The organism is Rhodohalobacter sp. (assembly GCF_034521535.1).
In the GTDB taxonomy this organism is placed as follows: Bacteria; Bacteroidota; Rhodothermia; order Balneolales; family Balneolaceae; genus Rhodohalobacter.
This window is the reverse complement of the sequence record NZ_JAXHMF010000005.1, coordinates 985,166-1,002,048: the sequence shown is the minus strand read 5'-3', so window position 1 is coordinate 1,002,048 and position 16,883 is coordinate 985,166. Positions and strand designations below refer to the sequence as shown.

The following is a 16,883-nucleotide window of genomic DNA, read 5'->3' as shown; positions in this document are numbered from 1 at the left end:
CTGTATATGGGAAAAAGGGTGAGAGCTGCCCGCTGCCTATTCCCATATGAAGCCTGTCATTCCGACCATAAATCCGTGTTTTTCGGATTGAAGTGGAGGAATCTCCGGAAAACTATCTAAAATTTACTTAGGTCATGATCTAAAATAAATTTGTGTACACACGGTAGCCCTAGAAATGGGCTCCGAGCGACAGCGACACGTGAAACGAAATTGAGAGGGGTGTCCTAAGGTTCGTTTATCATCATTTTTTTGAGGTTGTCCAAAAAGTGAATAAACACAGAACCAAGCTTAAATAATTTAGACTTTATATCCCTCTCTATTAGTTAGAGAGGGATATAGGGTGAGTTTGAAGGAGAAAACTAAATTATTTAAGCGCTACTCGAACTAATGTTCCTTTTTGGACAGCCTCTTTAAATTCTAAATTTTACTTCTATATCAAGCTAATTGCTCAGATTCCACTCTACTTATTTTTCATCATCTCGCTTGCCATGATGAAGAGAGGCTGGTTCTCAAATTTATGATAAAATGGACGCAGTCTTTCTATGTTGTAGTGCTTATCCACATCCACCAGCTTTTTGCGGCTGGTCACAATTTCAATCGGAATATTACTGTAGCGCCCGTTGCTTAAAACCACAAGACGACCCGATACTCCTTCCAAAATCAGATCCAGGGCAAGATTTCCGAAAGCCATGGGAGCAATAGAATCGATCGCATCGGGGTCACCGCCACGTACCATGTAACCCAGTTTCTGGTTTACGGTACGAATCTCCTTCCCATTATTATATTTTGGCGATCTTCGCTGAAGCTCCTCAGATACCAAATCACCAATTCCTCCAAGCTTCTTATGGCCGAAAGCGTCGGCGCGGCTGTCTTCGAATACCATTTCACCACCCTCAAACATGGCCCCTTCTGATACGAGCACCATGGAATATTTACTTGGATTAGCATTACGATCTTCCACAAGGAGTTCGGTCAGGTGATCCATGTCAAACTTATACTCGGGAATCACGCAGCGATGTGCCGCACCCGCCATAGTTGGAAGCATGGCCGTAAAGCCCGCATATCGGCCGAAACACCTCCATCACAAGAAAACGCTCATGCGAACCGGCCGGGGTACGCAGATTATTTGCAAGATGAATTGTCCGGGTTACGCATGTACTGAATCCAATGCAGTAGTCTGTGCCCGGCACATCGTTATCCATGGTTTTTGGAATAGCCACAACTTTTACCCCCTCCTCATGCAGCCGTACACCATAACTGAGCGTATCATCACCTCCAATAGGGATAAGTGTATCAATCCCCAAATAATCAAGATTTTTCAGCACCTCAGAAGTAAGATCGTTTATATCATCCGTGAACTTATCCTTCAGATGTTCTGGTACATTTTCCATAGATACCTTGCTGGGATTGGTACGCGAAGTATGCAGAAATGTACCTCCTGTGCGTCCGGCCCGGTTTACAATATCTCTGGTCAAATCAAGGTAGTTATTGCTATTATCCGCATCTTTATCACGGATGATGTCGATCATACCACCCCAGCCTCGACGAATTCCAATTACCTTATAACCTTCGCGAAGTGCCCGTATGGTTACAGCGCGGATTGCAGGATTGAGTCCGGGAACATCACCTCCTCCCGTTAATATTCCAAGCACTTTTTTGCCACTATTGATATTTGCCATAACTAAAGTTTTTTATTGATTAATACCTGCTTGTGAAAGAACAACCGACTGCTTCATAAGTTGAAATATACATTCTACTTCAATGCCCTCTAAAATGCGATACTGACATATCTGTTTATGAATAACTTGGTTATTAATAATTTACAAATTTTGTACTGTAATCATAGTTAACAACTGAACTGCAGATGCAAAACCGAAAAGTTTATGATTTTGGCGAAAATGATCGCAGGCAGGTGACGGCTATCAGGTGGAATAGCTAATACAGGAGAGACATAACAGTTGCCAAAAAGTTGTTACTGAGTCAACCACCTAAATTGAACCGTGATCAACCATAATACACCGATTTTTGATGTAGATAAGTCCTTTCTCCTCGGCTCTCTTTTTAGCAGAATCGGTACTTACGTCAAGTTGCGTCCAAATGATCGGTTCTTGCCCTCTTCTATCAGCCCATTCGATAATCTCTATGACGGTTTCGTCCGTGTACTTTTTGTTTCTGAAAATGTTCATGATATCCACGTTCACATCTTCAGGTATCTCATCAACAGACGGATAGCTCTTTAGTCCAAAAACCTCTGTTTCGTTTGGGTTTACCGGAATCACATCAAACCCATGATCAATGAGATATTTAGTAATGTGATTGCTTGTTCTATATGGATTGGAAGAACAGCCGATGACAGCTATAGTCTCTACTGTATCAAAAAGTTCTTTAAGGTCGGGTTGCTCGGTGCCGAATAGGATGCTCAAATTCTTAATTCTGCTTTAAAATGGTTATATTTATGGCATACAACATAATAATTGAAAATAAATACAAAACATTTTGTCAAAAGTAAAAGACGGAGATACCGTAAAAGTACATTACACCGGCACATTGACTGACGGTACGGTATTTGATACATCAGAAGAACGAGAACCTTTAGAATTTACACTGGGTCAGGGCCAGTTGATTCCAGGCTTTGAAAAAGCCGTTGTTGGAATGAATGTTGGCGATTCAACAGAAGTAGAAATCCCAAGCGATGATGCTTACGGAGAGGCAAGAGAAGATCTAGTGATCTCTGTACCAAAAGATCAGCTTCCGGATGACGTTGAACCACAAGTTGGAATGCAGCTTCAGGTAAATCAGCAGGACGGACAACCGATTCCTGTTCGAATTACTGAAGTTGGAGAAGAGAACCTGACATTGGATGCCAACCATCCGCTTGCAGGCCAGGACCTGAAATTTGAAATTGAATTGGTAGAAGTTGCCGATTAATTTCAATTAGTAATACATTATAAGCCCGATCTGATTACTTATTTGTATATCGGATCGGGCTTTTTTATTTGATGACACCTCCCCTCTTGAGAGGGGACAGACAACGAAGTGTTTAACGTAGTTGTCAGGGGTGTGTTTAACTGCTTCAATCTGGGATTAATCACACCACTGATAAAAATGCTGAACGCATTTATTATCTGTCTTCTCTCAAGAGGAGATTTCCTTAAACCGACAAATCGATTTTAACTCTAGCATTTCAATGGCCGATTTTAACAAGAAAAGTACCGTAAGCATTACCTGTCCGCTTGGTCTCGCTCCTCTTCTGGAAAAAGAAGTGCGTGAACTGGGTTTTCAACCGACATCAACACGAAAAACAGGTGTGGAGATTGAAGCCTCTCTGAACGACTGTATTCTGCTCAATTTCTGGTTAAGAACTGCACATCGCGTTCACTACCTGATGGAAGAGAAATCGATTCAGTCGCCCGATCAGCTTCGAAACTGGTTGAAAAAAATTCACTGGGAAGAGTGGATCTCTGAAGACGGCTATTTTTCTGTTACCTCTCGAGTGGATCACCCTACCATCGATAATGATCAGTTTGCAAATCTTGTGGTAAAGGATGCGGTTGTGGATCGTATTCGTTTTAAAACAGAATCCCGACCCGACACCGGATCTAATTTGAACGACACCGTTCTTTTTCTATTCTGGAACCGCCAGGGAGCAAGAATTTTTCTTGATACATCCGGAGAATCTCTTTCCCGAAGAAACTACAGAACTTCATCCGTGGCTGCCCCCATGCAGGAAACTCTGGCTTCGGCAATTGTACAATCCACCCGATGGAAGCCGGGTCAGGAGCATTTTATCAATCCAATGACAGGCAGCGGAACCATTGCTATTGAAGCCGTAATGCTGGCGCTGAACAGAGCCCCCGCATCGCTTCGAAATAATTTCGGTTTTATGCACATACTCGGCTATGACGAATCTTACTACCAGCAAGTAAGAGATGATGCCAAAAAGAAGGCCGTAAAAGATGTGAAAGGAAAGTTTATTGCAACAGACCAGGATCCGCGTGCGGTGATGGCGGCTAAAAAAAATGCAAAGACCGCGGGCGTGGATCACCTCATTGAGTTTGAAACCTGCGAGTATGAAAAAACACCCATACCGGACGGAGATGGCGTTGTAGTGTTCAACCCGCCGTATGGCATGCGACTGGAAGACAACACTGATTTACGGCCTCTTTACAAAGGTATCGGTGATTTTATGAAGCAGGATTGTCCCGGTAAAACCGGTTATGTTTTCACCGCAAATATGGCATTGGCAAAAAAAGTTGGATTGCGGGCCAAATCGAGAACAACACTGTTTAACTCAACCTTGGAGTGCAAACTTTTTGAATACGAGCTGTACAAAGGGAGTAAAAAATAACGCTTCGCTTTAACCACAACGGACACAGAGTATGGCACAAGGTTCACGAAGGTATTTAGATCATGCCCTTTGTGAACATTTCCTGGTTTCTTTGCTACTCTAACTCAAAACTCTGACAATTGTCACTCCATCGCGCAGGGGCAGCATCAGCTGCTCCACTTCATCGTCGTCCCGAATGATCTCGTTCATCTGATGGATTGCCTTTGCCTTCCTGTTCTTACGATCCAGCACTTCTCCGCCCCACAAAACATTATCCACAACGATGAGACCACCGGAATTGATTTTCTTTTTGGCAAGGCGGTAGTATTTTGGATAATTGACTTTATCCGCATCGAGAAAAATCAGGTCAAAAGTTCCTTCCAACGTGGGAATAATTTCGAGTGCATTTCCCATCTTCTGGGTGATTTTAGTTCGATAGGGTTCTCTTGCGAAAAACGGTTCTGATATCTTTCTATAGCGCTCGTTCATCTCGCAGGTGATCAGCTCACCACCGTCAGGTAAAGCGTGCGCCATCATGATAGCTGAATAACCCGTAAATGTACCCACTTCCAGAATTCGTTTGGCACCGGAAATAGTCACAAGCATTTTTAGCAGCATTCCGGTCTGTCGACCACTCAGCATATCGATATACTCCAGATCTTCATCCGATGCCATCACCAGCTCTTTGATGATCTCCGGCTCCTCAGACGTGAACGATTCCGTGTATTCTGCAATTTGTTTGTTCGTAATCTCCATGTACCTTAAACTCTTTATTTATTCAGATATTTAATTGTTTGAGAGTTGTTTTGAAAAGTCCCCCTTAGAAGGGGGAAAGTGAATCTGACGTGAGTCAGGTGAACAGGGGGATGAACACCCCTCGCCCCGACAAAAATACCGTCGGGACACTCCCCTCAAGGGGAGACAATCTAATTAGCTTAAGTAAGTCTACTAAAAACCACCGCCTTTTATCAACGTGAAAAGATCTTCTTCCAACTTCATACCGGCTAACGAATCAAAGTGGTTTATCTCCATATTTGATCTCTATGTTCGCAATCTTTTCTGGCGGCGATTCAAAAATATCGCGATTGATCAACAGTACCAACCCGGAAAGGAGAGTAAAACCATTTACTATCTCAACCACACCTCCTGGTGGGATGGCCTGATTCCGTTTCTCTTAAATCAGAAACTGTTTAAACAGAATGCCCGGGCTCTTATGGAAGACAAGCAGATGAGACAGCACAAGTTTTTTAGTAAAATCGGCGCTTTCTCTGTGAATTTAAGTGAGCCCAGAGCTGCACTCAAATCGCTCCGTTACGCAGTAGATTCCATGAAGCGTCCCAACTCCAGCCTGTTCATCTATCCGGAGGGAAAGATTGTACCTTTCTCCACACAAAAACCACAATTCCAAAAAGGCCTGGGATGGATAGCCGGCCGCTCACCCGGTTCAGATATTGTACCGGTTGGTATTTATATTCATACGGCCAGACATGACAAGCCCGAGCTCTTTTTAAAAGTAGGTTCTCCCGTTGAGTTCAGTTCTGAACAATCTTCTGATGAACTCAACCTGCTATTTGAAAACGAAATGCAGCGGGTATTGATCGATTTACAGGACAAGACTCACTCCCATCCTGAGCAATTTACAACTGTTTGATTTCTCCTTACCTACTCCTATTCAAGGCATTGGAGACAGATTTAAATACACTTCTCTGTAAAAAACATTACCTTATTGTTCATCGATTTTATGTTTTTTTTGGATTTGGTGCATTTTAAATGACATCAGAAAAAATTTGATGTAAGAACTTCTTCCATGAGTGAAATACAACCGAGCGTCAGTTATAGTTTTACCGTACGCATGGCCATTGTAAACAAACCGGGCATGCTTGCCAAAGTTTTGAATGTCATTGCTGAGCATCGGGGCGATCCGGGCGGTGTTGATGTTGTGGCCGTTGAGGGTAAATTTAAAGTTCGGGACATTACGGTGAGCGCGCGGGATACCCGCCACTCCCGCGAAATTGTTGAGGCAGTAAAACTCATAGATGGAATTGAGGTTCGATACGTTTCCGACCGCGTTTTTCTACTTCACATCAACGGAAAAATCAGTATCAAGAATAAAGTACCGGTTACTTTGATACATCCATACGTTTTCCTTCCATGTTACTCTTGAAGGCAAGTTCAATAAGATAGATGACGTAGGCTGCGTCGTTCGGATCAACCGGCAGATCAGCCTTTCCATTTATCGCGGCCGCCATTTCCCTATAAAATGCGGAATAGTTGCCCTTTGCAATTTTTACTTTCTCCTCACTCATTTTGCTGTCTTCCCACTTGTAGAGCGTTCCCCATGAGTTGTCGCTGCCTGATCTGTTATCCTGCGAATTGGGTTTCTTCCCCTCTTTTAAATTCTGTTCCTGAGGGTCCAGACCGAATTTAACAAAGGCTCCATCCGTTCCTCTTACCGTAAATCTGGGTGTTGGATCCGCAACCAAAACTCCCGGCTTTTAGCTTTCACTTTCAGATTTGGATAGTGAAGATCCAATTCAAAATAATCGTCCGTCACTCCTTCTCTTTGCTCACGAATATCCGCGTAAAGTTGATCCGGTTTACCAAAAATCTGAATAGCCTGATCAATCAGATGAGGTCCCAAATCATATAAAACACCGCTTCCGGGCTGACTCTTTTCTCTCCATGCATCTTCCTGAATCTGATTTCGAAACCGGTTGAATGTGGAGACAACTTCCACTGCCTCTCCTACTTTTCGATCCCTGATCAACTTTTCAACCGTTATAAAATCTCCATCCCACCGACGATTTTGAAAAACAGATAGTTTCAGGTCCAAATCATCAGCTAATCGTATCAGCTTATTGGCTTCCTCAAAAGTAACCGTGAACGGTTTGTCAATAACAACATGTTTTCCGGCACTCAGTGCCTCCCGTGCCATGGAAAAGTGAAGGTGATTAGGCGTTGTGATGATCAAAAGTTCTGTCGCATCATCTTTCAAAATCTCTTTAAAGCTTCTGAAAACTTCAACATCGGGATATTTCCGGATGGCGTCATCACTGCTGCGCTCTACCACACTGTATAAATCCAACTCTTGAACGGCGTTAATCAGGGGCGCATGAAAAACTTTAGCTGATTTTCCATAGCCCACAATTCCTGTTTTAATACTCATGCTGACTCAACAATTTGATTAGAGATAGATGACATTTCAATTCATCAGGTTCATGATAAAAATTATACGTGTCTCATTTAGACAAATTAAAAGGAAGCGTTACAAAACCAATTGAGTTAATACATCTTTACCTATTTTTCTAAACTGAAAACAGTTTGATATCCTAAATCCAGTATATACCAAACAAAAAGAGGCGCAGTACTTCTTAGCTCTGCGCCTCTTTCGGGGTCATCTGTAATTTTTTTTTAAAAACTTTAGTTATTCAGTTTATCCATCCATTCGTTGAACTGGTCTGATACAGAATCATATACATTGTCAGCTTCTGTCTTAATTTTGTCCCACGAATCTTTTGATGCATCTTTAACATCATCAATTGTTTTTTCCAGTTCAGAACGGTCATCAGTGAGTTCCTGATAGGCCTCTTTAACACCTTCACTTACATCATCGCCGGCTTCTTCGATGCGATCTCCAAGATCTTCTATCTTCGCATCCAGATCATCTCTCAGATCCTCCAGATTATTCACCATTTCCTGTCGCTCCTGCTCGAAATTCTGAGACTGCTGATCACTATTTTCATCACTGCAAGAACTGAGGAGAAATACTCCAAATATAGCTGTAATTGCTATAAGGCTGATTTGCTTAAAACTTTTCATAAATAAAACGTGGTTTTTTTTCCAAAAATTTAAATATCTATCCATTACAACCGAGTGAGCTGAGATATGTTCCGCATTTAAAGATTTCAGTCGCAAATTAGCCAAACCTTTCTCTATCTAACTGTTTTGCTTTCATCTACCGAAATCTTTATTGTCAGCTCATATAAACATTCATAAATCTGTTTTTATGACACGATATTCTACTATCATCACTTTACTTTTATTTATTACTCTATCATCAGATACATTTGCCAGACAATCGAATGTTAAAATCGAGGTGCGGGGAAACAGTCGGGATGGTTATACATTTTATGCCAACAACCAATCACCATCTCCATTTATCGTTACCATCGACTTTACCACGTTGAGAAACCTGCGCGCAAGCACTTCATTACCCTATTCCAGAAATGTAAGCCGGGGAAGATCAAGGTTATTCAATCTTACCAAAGAGATGGACAACTTCCAGACAAACTACCGCTATCGATATCGCACTCATACCGGTTGTTTGAATACAGAGCCCGATGATATTGAATATCTTCTGCCCTATCCTGAAGGCGTTAAAGCCAGATCAGGTGAATTGAGCTATGTCTATAATCGATTGAGAAAAGACGCACCGGAAGATTGGTACTCCATTGTTTTTTATATGGAAGACGATTCGATAATTCACGCTGCCAGAAAAGGAACTGTTGTATCCATTCGCGATGGGGAAAATTCGAAATATGAAGGACTGGTTTTTTCCAGTAACCGAAATTATGTAGTTGTAGCACAAGACGACTGCACATTTGCCAGGTACTCCACTTTTCGGGATGACAAGATATTTGTTGATATAGGTGATACTGTATATCCGGGTGATCCCCTGGGTGAGATGGCCGGCGAAGAGTTTGGATTCGGAAATCAGATTCGATTACTCATCTACTACAGAAATGATGAATCGGTGACCTTAAACCGGGAAGATTCGGAGGGTATTCACCAGTGGCACTATGTAAAACCAAAATTCAGAACAAGCGCGGGTAAATCACAAATTCCTGAAAGTGGATCGGAGTATACAAGCATTCATCCTGAAGAAGTTATTACCGAAGAGATGGGCCGCAGAGAGCGTCGCCGCTGGAGACGAAATAATTGAACTTCACTCCGTAAGCTCGGTCTGAGCAGGCAGACAGACTGATACTCGTAAACCAGTCTTATACTATTTCCCCCCGTCTGACCGAATGAAGCGGTCTGACGGGGGACCTCCTAAATCTCACTTCTTGTTTTCCACACAAGCCATCGCACACTTCTCTCCATCCATCGCGGCAGATATAATTCCACCGGCATAACCGGCACCTTCGCCACAAGGATAGAGTCCCTTGACTCTCACATGCTGAAATGTCTTCCAATCACGAGGAATCCGAACCGGTGAAGATGTCCGCGACTCCGGGGCGTGAACCACAGCTTCATTGGTCAGATATCCCCTCATCGACTCGTCAAATTTTTTGAACCCACGGACCAGTGCATGATGGATGAAATCCGGCAATACATCACTCAGCTCCACTGACTTGATACCCGGTGCGTAGGAAGTATTTGGCAGATCGGCTGATAGTTTTCCATCGACGAAGTCAACCAAACGTTGTGCCGGTGCGGTCTGCGTTTTTCCTCCCATCTCCCATGCTCGTTGCTCAATCGATTTTTGAAATTCCATCGCCGCCAGCGGTCCATGTTCCGCAAACGGTGCAAAGTCCTCTTCCCGGAGTTCCACAACAATTCCCGAGTTGGCGGTAGCTCGCGCCCTTCTCGAGGATGACCATCCGTTGGTTACAATCTCACCCGGTTTGGTGGCACAGGGAGCAATTACCCCGCCCGGACACATGCAGAACGAATACACTCCACGATCATCCACCTGCTTGGCAATGCTGTAGGGCGATGGCGGCAGATAATCGCTTCGTACTTCACAATCATACTGGATCGAATCAATCAGTGACTGCTGATGCTCCACCCTCACACCGATCGCCAGCGGTTTGAGTTCAATTTCTACACCCTTTTTGTGCAACAGCTCAAAAATATCCCGTGCTGAATGACCTGTTGCCAGAATCACCTGGTCGGCCTTAAATGTATCTCCGGACAACGTCTTCGCCCCTTTGATCTGATCACCCTCTATGATGAAATCTGTCACCCGTGTATTAAAATGAATCTCTCCGCCGTGATTTAGAATACACTCGCGCATTTTGGCAATGATGGGTGGCAGCTTATTGGTTCCGATATGAGGATGAGCCTCAACCATGATATCCCTCACCGCGCCAAAGCCAACCAAAAGGCGAAGAATCCGGTCTACATCTCCCCTCTTCTTGGATCGGGTGTAAAGCTTCCCATCCGAATAGGTCCCGGCTCCGCCCTCACCAAAACAATAGTTGGAGTCCTCATTTACAATGTGCTTTACGTTGATTCCTTTCAGATCCTGGATACGGTCTTTCACATCTTTTCCGCGCTCCAGGATGACCGGCTTTTTCCCAAGTTCAATGAGCTTCAGCGCGGCAAAAAGTCCGGCCGGCCCCATACCGACAATAATCACCTCCTCTTCACTGCCAACGTGCGGATAATCCGGCAGGGTAATCGGTTCCTCCTCATACTCTTCACCCACATACACATTCACTTTCAGATTGATAATCACATCCTTCTGCCGCGCATCGATTGATCGCTTCAGGATCTCGATGTGGTTTATTTCGTCCATAGGGATATTCTTCTCTTGAGAGAGATATCTCTCCAACAGTTCACGCTTTGCAGCGGTCTCGGGATCAACTCGTAACTGGTACTCTTTAATCATCAAAAAAATGGTTTATGCGGTTTGCGAACTGAAAATAGGAATAAATCCACACGATCCCGATGGTTGAATTCAGATCCTCGACTGTCGAGTTAACAGAACAGGGAGTCATGATACGGAGATGTCTCGGCTTTGACCCATAAGACGGGTCTCCACTCGACATGACAGGATTCCGCTCTATTGAAATGGCGGCGGATCAGTTAATTCTATAGATCAAAGCTCATCGCACCGACGCTTTACAGACCGCGCCTGTGACTGTCCGAGCGGAATGCAGTGCGAACGGACGTCGATGCCGATAATCGAATCCGAACCACATACGAGTATCATACGAATCGCACTTTAATCAGAAACTCGTCAGACGACTGAATACATTGTTTTCGTAGCATAATTCATGCGAAAGTAGTCGAGCTCAAAACCCCCCTGCAGTCACGTCGGCAGTAGCAAATGCAGTCTTATAGAGAATACATATTAGCTCAGATATTAACGGCTCAATTACATAATGTAAAGCTAAATTGACATTTATAGTTTTCGTATCTACATTGGATGTAAAGTAAACTTTACTAAAAAGCGATGCTACAATTACAAAACTTTTTACTCCCAAGGTTTTTCCGATATATGGGCTACGTTCTCTTAGCAGGCTGGCTTATTGCATTTGTATTCATAATTCTTACAATGAGCAATGAATTTTTTGATGTTAGATCAGTATCTGCTGAAGTGGCTATGTTGAGAGTATATATACTCAATTACCATTTGCCAGTAATAGGATTGATACTTTCTCTGATTTCTAAAGAGAAAATTGAAGATGAGATGAGTTTACAGCTCCGCATGCAGTCTTTTCTGCTTGGACTAACGATAGTTGTAGGTATCTCATTTGTGCTGCTGTTCTATTCAGTAATTTGGAGCCCGATGCAAATATATATTTCTCGTGCAGGCCTGCCAACAACTCTATTCGTGATTTTTATGGTTTATCACTTTCTAAAATGGAGAGCATCGCGAGATGAATAATAGAGTAAAGAAATTCAGAACGGAGCTTAATCTGACACAGGCCGAACTATCTGAAAAACTGGGAGTATCTCGCCAAACCGTGAATGCAATCGAGAACGGTCGTTATAATCCATCAACGGCACTTTCATTAAAACTTGGCTTCATCCTGAATAAAAAAGTAGAAGAGATTTTTTCCCTGGAAGATACTGACTGATAAAACTCATTTAGATTTTTCATTGAGTTTTGAACTGAACTCCCGGTTTGTGAGAATAAAAGTTAACTCCGTCTCTCGACTGTCGAGTTAATCAGAACAAGGCACTAAAATTAAGTGAATCCGAACTAATACGTGTTCCACGAAAATTTTAAACAGTCGCAGTAATATGGAGATGTCTCGGCTTCGTCCCGAAAAAAAATCTACTTAATAGTACGAAGCATGCTCTCGGGACTCCGCTCGACAAAACAGGCTGCCCATGTTACTATTGCGGCGGATCTGGTTTTCATAATAGATCAAAGCTCATCGCACCGCCGCTTCCTTGGCGTGTTACTCCCACCAATCTCTTGCGCGGCGTTATACATAATCAAGCCTAACCACAAAACGTTATACGCCGCACTTTGACAAACCCGCACCTGTCTTGTCGAGCGGAATGCAGGCGAAAGGAGTGAGCCGAAATGAAGTCGAGACACCTCCCGGTTTATGAGAATACATATTAGCTCAGAAACTCGTCAGACGACTGAACATATTGTTTTCATAGCCCGGTCATTACCTTAATTGCAATACAAGCTCTTTGCCTTTTCAAACCCTCCCCTTTACCCCCTAAGTCGAAAAGCCCTCCTCATGGAGGGGAACTCCTGAAAAACATTGCACATCAATTTTTTAAACTACGAGTATCAAATGAGTTTGTAAGTCACCCCCTCTCTGTCAGGATAGAGAGGGGGGCGGGGGGTGAGTCAATTCATCTTATATAAATCATCTGCTTCATCTGGCGGAAGTTCCCGGCCTCAATTTCATAGAAGTAAACACCGCTGGCCAGACCGGTTGGCGTCCAGTTCACATCATGCTCACCGGCCTCGGTTTCATTTTCATAAATACGTTCAAGATGGACACCATTTACATTGTAGATATCAATTGTAACAATTAAGTCTTCATCAAGTGAGAAAGAGATCGTTGTTTCATTCGAAAACGGATTCGGGTAGTTCTGATTCAGTTCAAACGGATAATCCACCACTTCCTCAGGTGGTTCAGACGAACCGGTTTCAACCTCGGATCGAATATCCGGCAGAAGCTGGTAAAGATTTTCACCCGGACAGGCAGTTGCTGACACATCCCGGTGCCCCGAGATTACGGGCAAATAATTTCCGGCTATAAAACCGCTGCTTTGGGAATCAATCCCCTTTTGTGTAAACCTCCATCCGATTGTTTTGACCAAAGCATCCAGTGCCAGGGCCTGCGGCTGACCCGGAGCGGGTTGAGCGCCCGGTTCAAACTGCCCCAACAAAGCAATCCCCACGCTTTGACTGTTGGCGCTGCCGGCGTGTGCTCCCCTTACGTCCGTCTCTTCCAGGTTTGGATTATATCTTCCCTGATAGATCATTCCCTCATGATCAATCAGAAAGTTGTAGCCAATATCAAGCCAACCGTTGTCATTCACATGCCAGTCCCAAATCTGCCGTACAACCTGTGCCGGATTTGCAGGTTCATTAGCCGTAACCGTATGATGAGCAATCGCATGGGAGATATCAATCGGAGTTGGCGAGTAACTTGGCTCCAGTTCTGATGCAGGAAGATCTCCCCACCAACCGGAGCGATCCACAATCTCAGGCATGTCATAGCTTTTCGAAGCTATTTTAGCATTCTCCACATTTTCAAAATCATCTCCCTCCTTCAGCCTTGCATCCGCCCCCGTGATTCGAATTTCTTGTAAACGTACTCCTGCCGGCATCTCAATTTCCACTTCAAACTTATCATGTGCCTTTCCTGATTCAGTTACATAAAGCATCGCCCAATAGAATCCGCTTGGAGATTCTTCGGCAGAGATATAGCCGTATGATGATGTCCAGTCACCCAACATTTCATCAAGAGCGGAACTTCGAATCCGCAATGTAAAATCATTTGGGTTGATGTCATTCTCTTCCGGCTTCCAGCCGACGGCCAAACCCGTAAAAGGCTGCTCCGTTTCTCCCTGTAGCTTGATGGTGTTTCGATCAGATGATTTTGACCTTAGATGTTCACTTACTGTTTGACCGGACCAGATCCACTCCGTTCGTGGAAGCTGATCAGATTCAGCCAATATTGACATTCCATCAGGCTGTACAAGAGGTGTCGAATCCTGTGCTTGAACAGCCTGGATTGAAATCAAAAAAATACCGGCAATAAAAATTAAAGGCCTTGGCAGAAGACTCATATATACTTATTTGTGGTAAACTTTTACGAATCGACGAGTGAAATTTTTCTACATTCGTAATCATAAATTGTTTCGAATCAGAACCTAAACAAACGCATGGGATATATGAAGAAAGCACTACAACTTTTTGCATTTCTTTTTTTGATTACGACCTCTCTGGCTGTTGCTCAGAGCCAGGAAGAGATCATTGATCAAATTGTATTGGAGGCAAATGAAAACTCACAACTGGAAGAGCTGGCGCACCATCTGCTGGATGTCATCGGCCCGAGACTGGTTGGTACACCACAACAGCAGAACGCTCACAACTGGGCTGTTGAGCTCTTTGAAAGCTGGGGAATCGATGCCCGAAACGAACAGTACGGAACCTGGCGCGGCTGGGAACGCGGAATCACTCACGTTGACCTACTCCAGCCAAGAGTGGTAACACTCGAGGCAATGCAGCTCGCATGGAGTCCCACAACACCGGAAGGCGGAATTGAAGGAGAAGTGGTATCCATGCCGTGGGTTGACAGCACAGAAGAATTTGAAGAGTGGCTTACGACCATTGACGGAAAGTTCGTATTGGTTTCCATGCCACAACCCACCGGACGCCCTGACTATAACTGGGAAGAGTGGGCTACAGAGGAATCATTCGAAAAAATGCGGCTGGATCGTGAGGAGCAAATGCAGGCCTGGAGAGCAAACATCGAAAACACCGGATACAACCAACGATCACTTCCAACAGCTCTTGAAGAAGCCGGTGCCGCCGGACTGCTGATGTCGAACTGGAGCCGCGGTTTTGGCACCAACAAAATATTCGGCGCTGCAACGGATAATATCCCTCACATCGATGTTCTTCTGGAAGATTACGGAATGCTTTGGAGACTGGCTGAGAACGGATCAAATCCCGTGATTCGGGTGAATGCTCAATCAAAGGATATGGGTGAAGTTCCAACGTTCAACACTATTGCAGAAATCCGAGGCACCGAAAAGCCGGATGAGTATATCATCCTGTCTGCTCATTACGACTCCTGGGATGGCGGAACCGGAGCAACCGATAACGGAACCGGTTCAATCACCATGATGGAAGTCGCACGTATTCTGAAGAAGGTCTATCCAAATCCGAAGCGTACTATTTTGATCGGGCTTTGGGGAGGTGAAGAGCAAGGATTAAACGGTTCAAGTGCATTTGTTGCTGATAATCCGGAGATTGTTGACGGTCTGCAGGCTCTCTTTAACCAGGATAACGGAACCGGCAGGGTTGCCAACATCAGCGGACAGGGATTCCTGCACTCCTATGAATATCTAACCCGATGGCTCTCCGCTGTACCGCGTGATGTAACTCAGCATATTGAAACCAGTTTTCCGGGACTTCCAAGCGGTGGCGGAAGTGATCACTCCTCATTTGTTTCAGCCGGTGCACCGGGTTTTATGATGAGTTCACTGAGCTGGGATTACTACAGTTACACATGGCACACCAATCGTGATACGTACGATAAAATTGTTTTTGATGATGTGAGAAACAACGTTGTTCTGATCGCAACCATGGCTTACATGGCCAGTGAAGATCCGGAGACAACTTCCCGCGAAAGACGGGTTCTTCCAATCAACCCAAGAACCGGCGAGCAGATGACCTGGCCAAATCCAAGAACTCCTAATCGTCAGGGCGGATTGGATTAATTTAGTTTATATGTTCGTGGTGAGTCTCCGGGTTATGCCACGAATTTTTTAGCAAGCTTTTCCTTATCACCCGATTATTCAATATGGTCGGGTGATTTTTGTGGCGTACCTACGGCACGCAAAATGCTGGAGGGTTTCTGTATCCATTTCTACCCATCTGTTGTCCCTAACGGGACAATCTTATTTTCAGTAAGTGCAATTTATAATAGATTTACGCTATACCTTGAAAGAATATTTGACCGACTTAATATTCAACATCAACTCGTCCCGTAGGGACGAAATATGGGTAGAAAAAAGATCCATCAAAGATCGAGAGTGCCGTCAGGTACGGAACAAAAAATATCGCGCATGAAGGTTGATCTATGATAAAAATGTGGGTTTAAATTTTTTATTACTGATCCATACGTTGAGAAATTCGGATCCTTTATTGCGTAGCCTACGGCACGCAAAAGAGGAGAATGGGTTCTTTATCCATTTCTAAACATATGTTGTCCCTGACGGGACAATCTTATTTTCAGTAAGTGCACTTTATAATAGATTTACTCTATTCCTTGAATGAATATTTAACCGACTTAATATTCAACATCCACTCGTCCCGTAGGGACGAAATATGGGTAGAAAAAAGATCCATCAATGATCGAGAGTGCCGTCAGGTACGGAACATAAAACTATCGCGTAGGAAGGACGATTTATGATAAAAATGTGGGTTAAATTTTTTATTACTGATCCATACGTTGAGAAATTGGATCCTTTGTGGCGTACCTCCGGCACGCAAAAGAGGAGGATGGGTTCTTTATCCATTTCTACCCATATGTTGTCCCTAACGGGACAATGATCTATTGTGGAGTGAATCTGAAAATTCCACAAGATTTTGAAAACTCTCTCATCGCTTCAAGTA

At 43.9% G+C, this 16,883-nt stretch carries 15 protein-coding genes and 1 pseudogene; 8 read left to right on the top strand and 8 right to left on the bottom strand.

Going from position 1 to position 16,883, the window contains the following annotated elements; all coding sequences use genetic code 11:
* Window positions 1–460 precede the first annotated feature (460 nt).
* Window positions 461–1,679: pseudogene (locus U5K35_RS19720) on the bottom strand (6-phosphofructokinase).
* A gap of 309 nt (window positions 1,680–1,988) precedes the next feature.
* Window positions 1,989–2,423 carry a CoA-binding protein gene (locus U5K35_RS11395; protein ID WP_322571587.1) on the bottom strand — a complete coding sequence of 145 codons (435 nt, stop codon included), beginning with the start codon at window positions 2,421–2,423 and terminating at the stop codon, window positions 1,989–1,991.
* A 73-nt stretch (window positions 2,424–2,496) separates the two neighbouring features.
* Here U5K35_RS11395 and U5K35_RS11390 point away from each other — a divergent pair, with 73 nt between their 5' ends.
* The gene (locus U5K35_RS11390; protein WP_322571586.1) at window positions 2,497–2,928 is read left to right on the top strand and encodes a peptidylprolyl isomerase; all 432 of its coding nucleotides are present in this window, start codon (window positions 2,497–2,499) and stop codon (window positions 2,926–2,928) included.
* Between the two features lie 259 nt (window positions 2,929–3,187).
* Window positions 3,188–4,348 carry a THUMP domain-containing class I SAM-dependent RNA methyltransferase gene (locus U5K35_RS11385; protein WP_322571585.1) on the top strand — a complete coding sequence of 387 codons (1,161 nt, stop codon included), beginning with the start codon at window positions 3,188–3,190 and terminating at the stop codon, window positions 4,346–4,348.
* Window positions 4,349–4,447: 99 nt separating this feature from the next.
* On the opposite strand, the gene U5K35_RS11380 is transcribed toward U5K35_RS11385, so the two are convergent.
* The gene (locus tag U5K35_RS11380; protein WP_322571584.1) at window positions 4,448–5,083 is read right to left on the bottom strand and encodes an O-methyltransferase; all 636 of its coding nucleotides are present in this window, start codon (window positions 5,081–5,083) and stop codon (window positions 4,448–4,450) included.
* A gap of 217 nt (window positions 5,084–5,300) precedes the next feature.
* Between U5K35_RS11380 and U5K35_RS11375 the strand changes: the two genes are divergently transcribed.
* Together U5K35_RS11375 and U5K35_RS11370 are read left to right on the top strand one after the other, a co-directional pair.
* Window positions 5,301–5,978: a lysophospholipid acyltransferase family protein gene (locus tag U5K35_RS11375; protein WP_322571583.1), complete on the top strand. Its 678-nt coding sequence runs from the start codon at window positions 5,301–5,303 to the stop codon at window positions 5,976–5,978.
* A gap of 156 nt (window positions 5,979–6,134) precedes the next feature.
* A complete protein-coding gene (locus tag U5K35_RS11370; RefSeq protein WP_322571582.1) occupies window positions 6,135–6,491 on the top strand; it encodes an ACT domain-containing protein in 357 nt (118 codons plus the stop codon).
* Here the strand turns inward: U5K35_RS11370 and U5K35_RS11365 are convergent.
* From U5K35_RS11365 to U5K35_RS11355, 3 genes are all read right to left on the bottom strand, one after another.
* Window positions 6,448–6,810 (bottom strand): Gfo/Idh/MocA family oxidoreductase, encoded by a 363-nt coding sequence (locus U5K35_RS11365; protein ID WP_322571581.1) that lies wholly within the window; start codon window positions 6,808–6,810, stop codon window positions 6,448–6,450. The genes U5K35_RS11370 and U5K35_RS11365 overlap by 44 nt on opposite strands.
* A complete protein-coding gene (locus tag U5K35_RS11360) occupies window positions 6,777–7,493 on the bottom strand; it encodes a Gfo/Idh/MocA family oxidoreductase (RefSeq protein WP_322571580.1) in 717 nt (238 codons plus the stop codon). The genes U5K35_RS11365 and U5K35_RS11360 overlap by 34 nt, the downstream gene beginning before the upstream one ends.
* Before the next feature lie 254 nt (window positions 7,494–7,747).
* Complete coding sequence (locus tag U5K35_RS11355) at window positions 7,748–8,146, bottom strand: hypothetical protein (protein ID WP_322571579.1); 399 nt, start codon at window positions 8,144–8,146, stop codon at window positions 7,748–7,750.
* Between the two features lie 187 nt (window positions 8,147–8,333).
* On the opposite strand from U5K35_RS11355, the gene U5K35_RS11350 reads away from it, so the two are divergent.
* Window positions 8,334–9,269 carry a M23 family metallopeptidase gene (locus U5K35_RS11350; RefSeq protein ID WP_322571578.1) on the top strand — a complete coding sequence of 312 codons (936 nt, stop codon included), beginning with the start codon at window positions 8,334–8,336 and terminating at the stop codon, window positions 9,267–9,269.
* A gap of 117 nt (window positions 9,270–9,386) precedes the next feature.
* Here the strand turns inward: U5K35_RS11350 and U5K35_RS11345 are convergent, their stop codons facing one another.
* Window positions 9,387–10,943 carry an NAD(P)/FAD-dependent oxidoreductase gene (locus tag U5K35_RS11345; protein WP_322571577.1) on the bottom strand — a complete coding sequence of 519 codons (1,557 nt, stop codon included), beginning with the start codon at window positions 10,941–10,943 and terminating at the stop codon, window positions 9,387–9,389.
* 567 nt (window positions 10,944–11,510) lie between these two features.
* Between U5K35_RS11345 and U5K35_RS11340 the strand changes: the two genes are divergently transcribed.
* Entirely contained in the window at window positions 11,511–11,945 is a 435-nt protein-coding gene (locus U5K35_RS11340; RefSeq protein ID WP_322571576.1) for a hypothetical protein, read from the top strand.
* The gene (locus U5K35_RS11335) at window positions 11,938–12,138 is read left to right on the top strand and encodes a helix-turn-helix transcriptional regulator (RefSeq protein ID WP_322571575.1); all 201 of its coding nucleotides are present in this window, start codon (window positions 11,938–11,940) and stop codon (window positions 12,136–12,138) included. The genes U5K35_RS11340 and U5K35_RS11335 overlap by 8 nt, the downstream gene beginning before the upstream one ends.
* A gap of 739 nt (window positions 12,139–12,877) precedes the next feature.
* On the opposite strand, the gene U5K35_RS11330 is transcribed toward U5K35_RS11335, so the two are convergent.
* Window positions 12,878–14,326: an N-acetylmuramoyl-L-alanine amidase gene (locus U5K35_RS11330; RefSeq protein ID WP_322571574.1), complete on the bottom strand. Its 1,449-nt coding sequence runs from the start codon at window positions 14,324–14,326 to the stop codon at window positions 12,878–12,880.
* Window positions 14,327–14,431: 105 nt separating this feature from the next.
* Here U5K35_RS11330 and U5K35_RS11325 point away from each other — a divergent pair, with 105 nt between their 5' ends.
* On the top strand, window positions 14,432–15,985 hold the full coding sequence (locus U5K35_RS11325) for a M20/M25/M40 family metallo-hydrolase (RefSeq protein ID WP_322571573.1): 1,554 nt from the start codon (window positions 14,432–14,434) through the stop codon (window positions 15,983–15,985).
* Window positions 15,986–16,883 lie beyond the last annotated feature (898 nt).

Excerpts from the sequence above, each read along its gene's own strand:
- U5K35_RS11360 (WP_322571580.1), bottom strand. The coding sequence starts at position 7,493 with ATGAGTATTAAAACAGGAATTGTGGGCTATGGAAAATCAGCTAAAGTT.
- U5K35_RS11345 (WP_322571577.1), bottom strand. The coding sequence starts at position 10,943 with ATGATTAAAGAGTACCAGTTACGAGTTGATCCCGAGACCGCTGCAAAG.
- U5K35_RS11385 (WP_322571585.1), top strand. The coding sequence starts at position 3,188 with ATGGCCGATTTTAACAAGAAAAGTACCGTAAGCATTACCTGTCCGCTT.
- U5K35_RS11335 (WP_322571575.1), top strand. The coding sequence starts at position 11,938 with ATGAATAATAGAGTAAAGAAATTCAGAACGGAGCTTAATCTGACACAG.
- U5K35_RS11350 (WP_322571578.1), top strand. The coding sequence starts at position 8,334 with ATGACACGATATTCTACTATCATCACTTTACTTTTATTTATTACTCTA.
- U5K35_RS11325 (WP_322571573.1), top strand. The coding sequence starts at position 14,432 with ATGAAGAAAGCACTACAACTTTTTGCATTTCTTTTTTTGATTACGACC.
- U5K35_RS11330 (WP_322571574.1), bottom strand. The coding sequence starts at position 14,326 with ATGAGTCTTCTGCCAAGGCCTTTAATTTTTATTGCCGGTATTTTTTTG.
- U5K35_RS11380 (WP_322571584.1), bottom strand. The coding sequence starts at position 5,083 with ATGGAGATTACGAACAAACAAATTGCAGAATACACGGAATCGTTCACG.
- U5K35_RS11340 (WP_322571576.1), top strand. The coding sequence starts at position 11,511 with ATGCTACAATTACAAAACTTTTTACTCCCAAGGTTTTTCCGATATATG.
- U5K35_RS11355 (WP_322571579.1), bottom strand. The coding sequence starts at position 8,146 with ATGAAAAGTTTTAAGCAAATCAGCCTTATAGCAATTACAGCTATATTT.
- U5K35_RS11370 (WP_322571582.1), top strand. The coding sequence starts at position 6,135 with ATGAGTGAAATACAACCGAGCGTCAGTTATAGTTTTACCGTACGCATG.